9 protein-coding genes are annotated in these 11,129 nt (G+C 71.9%); 6 read left to right on the top strand and 3 right to left on the bottom strand.

Features of this window, described 5'->3' with window-relative positions; genetic code table 11:
* Nucleotides 1–288: 288 nt before the first annotated feature.
* The 6 genes from ABT061_RS19700 (at nucleotide 289) to ABT061_RS19675 (ending at nucleotide 7,881) form a co-directional block, all read left to right on the top strand.
* A complete protein-coding gene (locus ABT061_RS19700; RefSeq protein ID WP_350919422.1) occupies nucleotides 289–573 on the top strand; it encodes an HPr family phosphocarrier protein in 285 nt (94 codons plus the stop codon).
* Entirely contained in the window at nucleotides 566–2,215 is a 1,650-nt protein-coding gene (gene ptsP, locus ABT061_RS19695) for a phosphoenolpyruvate--protein phosphotransferase (protein WP_350919419.1), read from the top strand. The genes ABT061_RS19700 and ptsP overlap by 8 nt, the downstream gene beginning before the upstream one ends.
* 187 nt (nucleotides 2,216–2,402) lie before the next feature.
* Nucleotides 2,403–5,168 (top strand): helix-turn-helix transcriptional regulator, encoded by a 2,766-nt coding sequence (locus tag ABT061_RS19690; protein WP_350919416.1) that lies wholly within the window; start codon nucleotides 2,403–2,405, stop codon nucleotides 5,166–5,168.
* Between the two features lie 208 nt (nucleotides 5,169–5,376).
* Nucleotides 5,377–6,321, top strand: coding sequence for a bis(hydroxyethyl) terephthalate hydrolase (gene bdeA, locus ABT061_RS19685; protein WP_502991456.1), 945 nt, complete (start codon nucleotides 5,377–5,379; stop codon nucleotides 6,319–6,321).
* A 248-nt stretch (nucleotides 6,322–6,569) separates the two neighbouring features.
* Nucleotides 6,570–7,310 (top strand): DUF3152 domain-containing protein, encoded by a 741-nt coding sequence (locus tag ABT061_RS19680; RefSeq protein ID WP_350919413.1) that lies wholly within the window; start codon nucleotides 6,570–6,572, stop codon nucleotides 7,308–7,310.
* A 244-nt stretch (nucleotides 7,311–7,554) separates the two neighbouring features.
* A complete protein-coding gene (locus tag ABT061_RS19675) occupies nucleotides 7,555–7,881 on the top strand; it encodes a DUF72 domain-containing protein (protein ID WP_350919410.1) in 327 nt (108 codons plus the stop codon).
* Here the strand turns inward: ABT061_RS19675 and ABT061_RS19670 are convergent.
* From ABT061_RS19670 to ABT061_RS19660, 3 genes are all read right to left on the bottom strand, one after another.
* Nucleotides 7,874–8,146, bottom strand: a complete 273-nt coding sequence (locus tag ABT061_RS19670) for a WhiB family transcriptional regulator (protein WP_030904446.1) — start codon at nucleotides 8,144–8,146, stop codon at nucleotides 7,874–7,876. The two genes, ABT061_RS19675 and ABT061_RS19670, sit on opposite strands and share 8 nt — an antisense overlap.
* A 261-nt stretch (nucleotides 8,147–8,407) precedes the next feature.
* Nucleotides 8,408–10,066, bottom strand: coding sequence for a catalase (locus ABT061_RS19665; RefSeq protein ID WP_350919407.1), 1,659 nt, complete (start codon nucleotides 10,064–10,066; stop codon nucleotides 8,408–8,410).
* Between the two features lie 239 nt (nucleotides 10,067–10,305).
* Entirely contained in the window at nucleotides 10,306–11,070 is a 765-nt protein-coding gene (locus ABT061_RS19660; RefSeq protein ID WP_350919405.1) for a hypothetical protein, read from the bottom strand.
* Between the last annotated feature and the right edge of the window lie 59 nt (nucleotides 11,071–11,129).

Raw genomic sequence — 11,129 nt, 5'->3', positions numbered from 1 at the left:
ATCTGATCACGCATCGTCTGGCGCTTACCGAGGTCCTGGAGGCGATCGACATCGTCAGCAGGGGCGAGGCCATCAAGGTCACCATCGAACCCTGACCGCCCCCGGCCCGGAGCTCCGGCCCCCGGAGCTCCGGGCCTCCGGGCCGGACAGGAGCGCAAGACCGTGCCGGGGAACCTCCGGAAGACCCGCCCCCCACACCGGAGTGCCCCACCCGCCTCCCGCCGGATCCGGCGGGAGAGCCGGCGCAAGCTCACACCACTCGCAGAACACGCAGAAGGAGAACCGGAGATGCCGGAGAGGACAGTGGTCATCGCCTCAAGCACGGGCCTCCACGCCCGGCCCGCGAAGATCTTCGTGCAGGCCGCGGCCAAGCAGGGGGTGCCCGTCCGCATCCGTGTCGGGGAAGGCAAACCCGTACCCGCCAACAGCATGCTCGCCGTGCTGGCGCTGGGCGCGACGCACGGCACGGAGGTCACCCTGGACGCGGAGGGACCGGGAGCCGACGAGGCCCTCACCTCCCTCGCCGACCTGCTCGCCCGCGACCTCGACGCCGAAGAGACACCGCATGGCTGAGACGCTCAAGGGCCTGGGCGTGAGCCCGGGGCGGGCCGCCGGACGGGTCTGCCGGATGGCGGCCCCGCCGGAGCTGCCGGCCCCCACGCCGGTCGCCGACGCCGACGCCGAACTCGGCCGGGCGCTGGACGCGCTGCGAGCCACCGCCACCGAACTGGCGGAGCGGGCAGAGAAGGCACCCGACACCGACGCGCGGGCGATCCTGGAGGCGCAGTCCTTCATCGCCGACGACCCCGGTCTGCACGAGTCCGTAGAGACCGCCGTCAGGTCGGGCAGGGACGCCGCGCACGCCATCGACGAGGCATGTGCCCACCACCGGCGCGCACTGCTGGCGGCGGGCGGTTACATCGCCGAGCGAGCCGCCGACCTCGACGACGTCCGCAACCGGGCCGTCGCGACGGTGCTCGGCCTGCCCGTTCCCGGGGTGCCCACCCCCGGTCATCCCTTCGTCCTGGTCGCCGAGGATCTCTCCCCCGCCGACACGGTGAACCTGGACCCCGACACCGTCCTCGCCCTCGTCACCTCAAAGGGCGGCCCGACCAGCCACACCGCCATCTTGGCCCGCGCCCGCGGCCTGCCCGCCGTGGTCGCCTGCCGGGAGGTGAGCGAGGTCGGCGAGGGGACGTGGGTGTCCGTCGACGGTCTGCGGGGCGAGGTGGAGGTCGGCATTGGCGAGGAGGCCGCCACCGAGATCCAGCGCCTGGCGGAGGCCGAACGCCGCCGGGCGAGCACGAGCCGGGGCCCCGGCCGTACCTCCGACGGCCACCCGGTCAAGCTGCTGCTCAACATCGGCTCCGCGGCCGACCTCGCCCCGCAGGGGGTGGACGCCGAGGGAGTGGGACTGTTCCGTACGGAGTTCCTCTTCCTGGACCGGCGTGAGGAGCCGGGCTACGAGGAGCAGGTGGCCGCCTACGCCGCGGTCTTCCGCGCCGCGCCCGGCGGGCACGTCGTGGTCCGCACCCTCGACGCGGGCACCGACAAGCCGCTGCCGTTCCTCGGGCTGGCCGAAGAGACCAACCCGGCGCTGGGCGTGCGGGGGCTGCGGGTGTCCCGGGTCAGGCCCGAGGTGCTCGACACCCAGCTCGACGCCATCGCCGAGGCCGCGCGCCAGAGCGGAGCCGAGCCGTGGGTGATGGCGCCCATGGTGACGACGGTGGGCGAGGCGGCCGACTTCGCCGGGCGGGCCCGCGCCCGGGGAATCGCCCGCGTCGGGGCGATGGTGGAGGTCCCCGCCGCCGCGCTGCGTGCCGAACGCCTGCTGAAGGAGCTCGACTTCCTGAGCATCGGCACCAACGACCTGAGCCAGTACACCTTCGCCTCCGACCGGCAGCACGGAGATCTCGCCGACCTGCTCGACCCCTGGCAGGCGGCGCTGCTCCAGCTGATCGCCGACTGCGCCGCGGCCGGGCAGGCGGTGGGCAAGCCCGTCGGCGTGTGCGGCGAGGCGGCGGCGGACCCGCTCCTGGCGACGGTCCTGGTCGGGCTGGGCGTCACCAGCCTGTCGATGTCGGCGCCCAGCGTTCCCGCGGTGCGGGAGAGCCTCGCCGCGCACTCCCTGGCGCAGTGCCGCGACAACGCCCGGTTCGCCCTGGGCGCGGACGACCCCGGGCAGGCCAGAAAGATGATCGTCCCGGGCTGGTGAGCACCCCCTGAACCGGGCCGGAGACCCCCTCCCTCCGGCCCGGTTGCCGCCTCCGGCCCGTTTCCCCGGCGCGCATCGGTGAAATCACCGGTCTTTCCCGCGGAAAGCGCCGGGGCACCGGCGCGGACCGGCGGAGACCCCCGCACCGGCCCTTTCCAGGCGCGACATACGCGCGTAACACTGGAACATGCCCTCCCCCTCCCCCTCCCCCGTCACCCGGTCACCGGCGCTGCACGGCCGTGACGCGGAGCAGGACGCGCTGCTGCGACTCCTCGACGCCGCGCGCGACGGATCCGGAGGCGCGCTGATCCTGCGGGGAGCGCGGGGAACGGGAAAGACCGCGATGCTCGATGTCGCGGCTGAACGCGCGGGCGAGTCGGGCGACTTCGTCGTGCTCAGGGTGCGCGGCAGCGAGGCGGAGTCGCACCTGCCCTGCGCCGGGCTGCACGGACTGCTCCGGCCGATCGCCGACCGGCTGCCCGCGCTGCCCCCGGCACAGGCCGCGGCGCTGGCGCGGGCACTGGAGCTGGGCGCGGTGGACGGCGGGCTGGCGCTTCCCGCCGCGGTGCTCAACCTCCTGGTGGCTGCCGGTGGCCCGGTGCTGGCCTGCGTCGACGACGTTCACCATCTCGACGCGCCCAGCCGCGAGGCGCTCTTCTTCGCGGCCAGGCGGCTGACGGGGGAGGCGGTGGCGCTGCTGTTCGGTGCCGACGACGGCACCGCCGTCCCCGACGACATATCGGCCTTCGAACTGGACGCCCTGGACAGGGAGGCGGCCGGGCGGCTGGCAGGCGACCTGGTGCCGGGACTGACCGACGACGTGCGGGCGTCGCTGCTGGAGATCGCCTGCGGCAACCCGCTCGCGCTCGGGGAGCTCGCCCGGTCGCTCAGTCCCGAACAGCTCTCCGGTGCCGCCGCGCCGCCCGAGACGCTGCCGAGGGGCGGGCGGCTCTGGCGCGCGTACGCCGACCGGTTGGCGCGGCTGCCCGGCGACACCGCGGACATGCTCCTGCTGCTCGCGGCCGACCCCGGCCTGGAGACGGTCACCCTGCTCGAGGCCGCGGAGCCGCGGTGCGCGCTGACCGTGCTCGAACCGGCGGAGCGGGCGGGCGTGATCGTCCGCGTCACCGATGTCGCCGGCGACCGCTACGACTTCCACGAGCCCGCGATGCGGGCCGTGGTCTACGCCGGTTCCTCGCTTGCCCGGCGCCGCACGGCACACCGCCTGCTCGCCGGCGTGCTGCGCCACGACCACCAGCGGCTGCGGCGCGCCTGGCATCGGGCCGCCGCGATGGACGGCCCCGACGAGTCGCTGGCCGACGAACTGGCCGCGGCCGCCGCGGCGGCGGGCTTCCAGGGCGGCCATCCGGCCTCCTTCCTCGCCTTCGAGCGGGCGGCCGAGCTGACCGCGCACGGCGACGTCAAGGCCGCGCGCCTGGCCGCCGCCGCCAACCGCGCGTGGCGTGCCGGGCTGCCCCGGCGCGCCCGGTCGCTGCTGGCCCGCCTGCACTCGCTGACCATCTCCGAGGAGGTACGGAGCCAGGCCGAGCTGATCCGCGGCAGCCTGGAGCTGCGCAGCGGGAAGACCGGCAGCGCCGGGGACGACCTGATGTCGGCGGCCGAGTCGCTGCTGGACAGGGATCGGGGACAGGCCGTCCGGGTGTTCATCCGTGCGGGTGAGGCGAGCTATCTGGCCGGCGACAACGTCCGCTACCTGGACATAGCACGGCGGGCCGCCACTCTGCGCCGCCCGGACGACCCGGCGGCCACCCAGCTGATGTTCGAGTATCTGGCCGGTACGGCGGCGACCTTCGGCGGCCGTCACCGGGAGGCGGCCGATCCGCTCCGCCGGGTGCTGGAGCTCGCGCCCTCGGTGCGCACCCCGTCGGTGCTGGTGTGGGCGGGCGTGGCCGGCCTGCTGCTGGGCGACGACGCGCAGGCGCAGCGGCTGTTCGGCCGGGCGGTGGAGACGGCGCGCGCGCTCGGGGCGGTCTCCACGGTGCCTCAGGTACTGGAGTTCATGATCCAGGCCGAGATCTGGATGGGCCGCTACGCCTCCATCGCCGCCAGCGCCGTCGAGGGACTCCGGATCGCCCAGGAGCGCGGCAGGCCCAACAGCGCGGGCCAGCACCTGGGATGGCTCGCGCTCACCTCGGCCGTCGAGGGCGACGCGGAGACGTGCGCGATCAGGGCGGCGAGCGCCATCGAGCTGGCGGGCGCCCATGGCCTGGGCGTGGCGGGGGCACTCGGCAACTGGGCGCTGGCCCACCTCGACCTCGCGGCGGGACGCCACGCCGACGCGGTCAAGCGGCTGCGAGCCACGTCCAGGTCGGGCGGGACAGGCGGCCACCTCGTGGTGCGGGTCATGTCGACGCCCCACTTCGTCGAGGCCGCCGCACGCACGGGCGACCGGAAAGCGGCCGAGAGGGCCCTGCGGGTGCTGGACGGCTGGGTGGGCAGCACCCGCAGCCCCGACCGGCGCGCGCTCGCCACGCGCTGTCACGCGCTCCTGGCCGCCCCGGGTGACGCCGAGGAGTACTTCAGAGCAGCGCTCGACCTGCACCACCAGGGTTTCTCCGAGTTCGAGACGGCTCGCACCCAGCTGCTCTTCGGCAGCGCCCTGCGCAGGAACCGGCGTCCCGGCGCGGCCAGGGAGCACCTGCACAGCGCCCTGGAGACATTCGAGCGGTCCGGCGCGCGCCTCTGGGCCGAGCAGGCCCGCACCGAGCTGCGCGGAGCCGGGGAGGCCGTCAGGTCGTCCCGCCCCAGGGCCACCGAGAACCTCACGGCACAGCAGTACCAGATCGCGCGGATCGTCGCGGACGGCGCCACCAACCGGGAGGTGGCGGCCCGGCTCTTCCTGAGCCCGAGGACCGTCGAGCACCACCTCAGGAACATCTTCACCAAGCTCGACATCCGCTCGCGGGTGGAGCTGGTGCGACTGATGTCCTGATTCACGGGTGCAGTGCAGTACGGGTGATTTCACCGATGCACTCCGGACCTGACAACGAGAAAGTGGCGAATGTCAGAAAGCCGAGGGGTTACCCGGTGGCGCTGACCGTGCCGTCGCCACCTCCGGCGGCGGACCGGCGCGCGACGAACGGTCGTCGGCCGACCACCGTATCGCCCTGGTTCCCCCCACAGGAACGGAGTACAGCAACGTGCAGCCGTACAGCACCACCCCCCAGGCCCACGCGCCCAGGCGATCCCGCCGGGCGACGACTGTCGCCACGCTGACCCTCGCACTCGCTCTGCTCGGCACCGGCGGGGGCCTCGCACCCGCCGCGCAGGCCGTCGCGGCCCCCGCCGCACAGGCCGCCGCCGCGGGCCCGTACGACCGCGGCCCCGACCCGACCAACGCCGGCATCGAGGCGGTCAGAGGGCCGTTCGCGATCGCGGAGACCAACGTCTCCTCGCTCCGGGTGACCGGCTTCGGCGGAGGGACGATCTACTACCCGACGTCCACCAGCGAGGGGACCTTCGGCGGAATAGCCATCGCCCCCGGCTACACCGCGAGCAGGTCGAGCATGGCCTGGCTCGCCTCGCGGCTGGCCTCCCACGGCTTCGTGGTCTTCAACATCGACACCATCACCACCGCGGACCAGCCCGCCAGCCGCGGCAGGCAACTGCTGGCCGCGCTCGACTACCTGGTGCAGAGCAGTTCGGCGGCCGGCCGGGTCGACGCCGGCAGGCTCGGCGTGATGGGGCACTCGATGGGCGGCGGCGGCACCCTGGAGGCCGCCGACAGTCGGCCGCAGCTGCAGGCGGCCATCCCGCTGACCGCGTGGAACCTGACCAAGAACTGGTCGGGCATCCGGGTCCCGACACTGATCGTCGGCGCGGAGAACGACACCATCGCCTCGGTGGGCCTGCACTCCAAGCCGTTCTACAACAGCATCCCGGCCTCCTCGGAGAAGGCCTACCTGGAACTCGACGGGGCCGGCCACTTCGCGCCCAACAGCTCCAACACGACGATCGCCAAGTACAGCATCTCGTGGCTGAAGCGGTTCGTCGACAACGACACCCGCTACGAGCAGTTCCTGTGCCCCGCGCCCCGGGGTGACCGGAACATCTCCGAGTACCAGGACACCTGCCCGCACTCCTAACCGGTCCGCCGTCGCAGCACGGCACCGGCGGCGGCCCACGACCGCGAACCCCCGGACCCGACGGCGGCCGCCACCCGCGGCCGCCGTCGGCGTACCCGCCCCAAGGCTCCCCGAGATGCCACCATCTGATGGATTTTCCCCTGGTTTGATCAGTTACCTCCGGAGGGCAATAGGGTTTACGGACTATGTCCAGGAACGAAAGTCGACGTGACTCCAAGACCGTTATGTGGCTTCTCGCGTTCAGCGTCATGGCCACGTTCACCACCGGAGCGGTCACCCTGCTGAGCGGTCACCTCGAGCCTGTTCCCGACATTCCCCCACCCCCGGACGCCGCCCTGCCCCAGATACCCGTGACGCCGGTGACACCGACCCCGCCACCGCAGCCTCGGGGTACGGCCGACCCCTCCGGCCCGGCCGAGGAGCCGCTCCTGCTGGCCAACGGCCGGCAGCAACCGCTGAGGGTGAAGGTGCCCCGGGCGGCCAAGGGCCGCTACGCCGTCGCCCCCGGCGAGGCCAGACCTCCCAGGGGCAAGGGCAGGGTCGTCCGGTACGCGGTGGAGGTCGAGCGCGGCCTGCCGTTCGAGGTGGATGAGTTCGCCTCCGAGGTGCACCGGATCCTCAACGACCCGCGTGGCTGGGGGTACCGGTTCAAACGGGTGGCGCGCGGTCCGGTGGAGCTCAGGGTCTCGCTGAGCAGCCCGGAGACGGCCGATCGGCGTTGCCTGCCGATGCGGACCAACGGCACGCTGTCCTGCTGGAACGGCGGGCGCGCGATCATCAACGCGGTCCGCTGGAACACCGGGGCGCGAGGCTACGGCCGTGACGTGGCCTCCTACCGCGAGTACGTGATCAGCCACGAGGTCGGGCACGGCCTCGGCCACGGCCACGTGTCCTGCCCCGGCCCCGGCCGGCGGGCCCCGGTGATGCTCCAGCAGACCAAGTCCCTGTACGGCTGCCGCCCCAACCCCTGGCCGTCGCCCCGCCGCTGACCGGCACGGCGGTCACGTGGGGCCGGTGAACCACCGCGTACGGCAAAGCCGTGGCGGAGGGAGGTTCACCGGCCTCTCCCCGGGCACCCGATGGACATGCGGGTAGCCGTGGTCGGCGCGAGGCCGTAGAGACCACGCGACACCGGGACCAGCGGATCAGCGTCGAGTTCCGCAACCACACCTGGATGGACGAGGAGAACCTCGAGGACACCCTGGCCTTCCTCGCCGAACACGATTCACCTACGTGGGGGTCGACATGCCCCAGGGCACCCTTCGTCGATCCCGCCGGTCCTGGCCGCGACCTCCGGCCTCGCCGTCCGGCAAGAGCATCGACGAGCGCTTCGCCTACCTGTACTCGGAGGCGGAACTCGAGCACTGGGCGGTCAGGATCAGAGAACTCGCCGGGCGCGCCGAGGTCACCCACGTGCTCTTCAACAACTGCTGCCGGGACAACGCCCAGCGCAACGCCGCCAGGTTCCGCGCGCTCGTCGAAGAGGCGGGCGAGCCCGGCGGACAGGACGGGCAGGGCGAGATCTGGACGGCCGGCCGGCTCCGGGGCACCGCTACCTGACCTGACGCCTCGCCCTGGTCATGGTGGCCCTGCGCTCGTCGGGGGTGGTGCCTCCCCACACACCGTCCATCTGCTGGGTGTTCAACGCGTACTCCAGGCAGCGCCCGCGCACCGGGCAGCGGCGGCACACGGCTCTGGCACGCTCGTACTGTTCACGACCCGGCCCCTCGTAGGACACCGGAAAGAAGAGTTCGGGATCCTCGCTGAGGCAGGAGGAGCGGCGAGACCAGTTGATGATCGGAATAACGTTGCTCTTAACAGGCATGGCGATCCAATTGGGAGTGAGAACGGCTCAGATACTGGCAGCTCAGGTTGAGGATCGCGTGCCCGCTGTAGTGGTACTCATACCTTCTTAAGCGGAAAAATCGGGCGATTTTGACCAATGGTCTCTTCCGTTAAGGAAGGCCTCGATCAGTGGGTCGAACCCCGGCGGTGCGCAACGGCGGACCGTCCCCGCGCGCTCCGGGGCCCGGCGACCGCCGCCCCCGCCGGGCCGGGGCGCGCGCCCCGGCCCGGCGGCCGGTTCCTACCGCTCCACCCGTGCCCGCTCGTCGGGCACGCAGTGCGTCATCTTCAGGCCGGTCACCTCGCGCGGCCCGTTCTTGCCCAGCTTGGACAGCCGCTCGCGGTCCTCGTCCGTCAGGTCCTGGCCGATCAACGGCTTCAGGTGGGAGACATCCCCGGGGCTGATGCCCAGCCCCTCTCCCACCCTGAGCCCGAGATCGTCCTCGACCATCAGGAAGTGCCAGACCATCCGCTCCTGGACGGGGCGCGAGGCCTGGGAGAGCAGGTCGACGAAGTTCAGCACGAGATCGTCGCGCTCCCACTGCTCCATGAGCATGTAGCGCTGACCGGGCTGGGTGTAGTCGTTGGTACGTGGAATGCGCTTGCGGGTCAGCCTCCCGGAGATGACCGGCCCCTGCTCGTCGTAGGTGGGGTACTGCCCCTCCCGGAGCCCCCCGGTGATGGACGGCTCGTAGTTGACGTGCGGGTTGGCGCCCTGCCCGTCGACGTGGTAAGTCATCTCGCCGTCGCGCTGGTTGGTGCGCACCTGGGCGTGCTTGGCCTGGTTGACCGGCAGTTGCAGATAGTTGGGGCCCACCCGGTGGCGCTGGGTGTCGCTGTAGGAGAACGTACGGCCCACCAGCATCTTGTCGTCGGAGAAGTCGAGGCCGTCGACCAGGACACCGGTCCCGAAGGAGATCTGTTCATTCTCGGCGAAGTTGTTGGCCACATTGCGGTTCAGCACCATCTTGCCGACCGGCATGGGCGGGAACTCGTTCTCCGGCCACACCTTGGTGTCGTCCAGCGGGTCGAAGTCCAGCTCGGGGTGGTCGTCGTCGCTCATCATCTGCACCCGCAGCTCCCACTCGGGGAAGTCGCCCCGGTCGATCGCCTCGTGCAGATCCTTGGTGGCGTGCCCGAGCTCCAGTGCCTGTACGGCCGCGGCGTCCTCGGCGGTCATGCTGCGCACGCCCTGCTTGGGGATCCAGTGGTACTTCACCAGACGGCTGTCGCCCTCCTGGTTCTCCCACTTGTAGGTGTTGACCCCGAAGCCCTGCATATGCCGGTAGTCGGCCGGGATGCCGCGCGGGCTGAACAGGTTGACGAGCATGTGCATGCTCTCCGGCGTCTGCGACATGAAATCGAAGATCCGGCCGGGCTCCTGCCTGAACGTCACCGGGTCCGGCTTGAGCGAGTGGATCACGTCGGGGAACTTGAGGGCGTCCCTGATGAAGAAGACCGCCAGGTTGTTGCCGACGAGATCCCAGTTGCCGTCCTCGGTGTAGAACTTCACCGCGAACCCGCGCGGGTCGCGGGCGGCCTCCGAGGAGTCCCTGCCACCGATCACCGTGGAGAACCGGACGGCCACATCGGTCCGCTTTCCGGGCTCCTGGAAGAGTTTCGCCCGGGTGTAGCGGCTGATCGGCTCGTCACCGAACGTGCCGTAGGCCTCGAAGTAACCGTAGGAGGTCACCCCTCGCGCGTGGACCACCCGCTCGGGGACGCGCTCGCGATCGAAGTGGCTGATCTTCTCCAGGAACTGGTAGTTCTCCAGCGTGGCCGGACCCCTCGCGCCGACCGTGCGCTGGTTCTGGTTGTCGTAGACCTGGTGCCCCTGCCGATTGGTCAGGATCGGGCGGTCATCACCCGGCTGGGGTCCCACGCTCGACACATCCGTCATGATGACGATTCCTTCCCTGCCGCGGTCACATTCGGCGCGCCACTCCATATCGGCACACAATCCCCCTTAACCGACACAGAGCGCTTTATAGCGATAAAGAGAAGAATCTCCACAAAGAGGGGTGGCAATTTAAACAGCCGGCGACGGCTCGGCGGGCGCCCTTTCCCAGCCGGCCGACACGCCCGCACCCGGAGGCGGACCACCCACCGGCCGCCTCCCCGGCCTCACGGGCGCCCCCCCTAAATCGGCTCGCCCTCGTTCTCGTCGCCCCGCTCAGGGCCGGGGGTACCGGTCCCGCTCTGGCTCGGCGACGGCGAAGGGGTGGGCCGGCCGGGATCCGGCGTCGCCGGGACCGGTGGCGGGGTGGGTACGAACACCGTGGGCGGCAGCGGCCTCGGCGGCGGCTTGAAATCGTCCTCCTTGCGCAGCAGGAGCCAGACCGTCACGGCCAGCAGCACGAGCAGCAGGGTCAGCACGACCCCCGCGACGATCACGGCTCGGCGGGTCTCGGTCGGCGGCGGCGCGCTCTTGGGCGGCGCGGGCAGCGCGGGCGAGCGGTCGCCCACCCAGTGCGGCGCGAAGTCGGGGCCGTGCTGCTCGCCGATCAGCGTTCCGCTGACCAGCACCGGTTCGAGGAACCGCTCCGCTCCCGCCCTGTCGGGCTCGTACGGCGTGGCCACCCACGGGGCGCTCCCGCCGTCCATGGCCAGCACCTGCGGGACCGTGTCGGCCACCGCGGTGCGCCCGCGTGTCGCCCTGGCCATCCAGCCCCGGACGCCGGAACGGCTGGCCGCCGCGTCACGGACACCGGTGACGAAGCGGTCACGGGCCGCCGGGTCGAGCGCGGCTCCCCTGGTCAGCACCGCGACCGAGACGGCCCTGCCGTCGGGCGCGAGCCCGAGATAGACCAGCCCGGCGGGTCCCACCCGCAGACGTGCCTGCACGACGAAGGGTCCCAACTGGGGCGGGTCACCATACTGGAGCGGAGTGGCCACGTCTGACATGAAAGCACACCCGGGTGATCACCCCATGCCGCACGGGTGACGAGATCGGGCACACCGTG

The sequence above is a fragment of the Streptosporangium sp. NPDC002544 genome, from assembly GCF_040295965.1.
In the GTDB taxonomy this organism is placed as follows: Bacteria; Actinomycetota; Actinomycetes; order Streptosporangiales; family Streptosporangiaceae; genus Streptosporangium.
The sequence above is the reverse complement of the archived record's forward strand: the minus strand, read 5'-3'. Positions and strand labels throughout refer to the sequence as shown.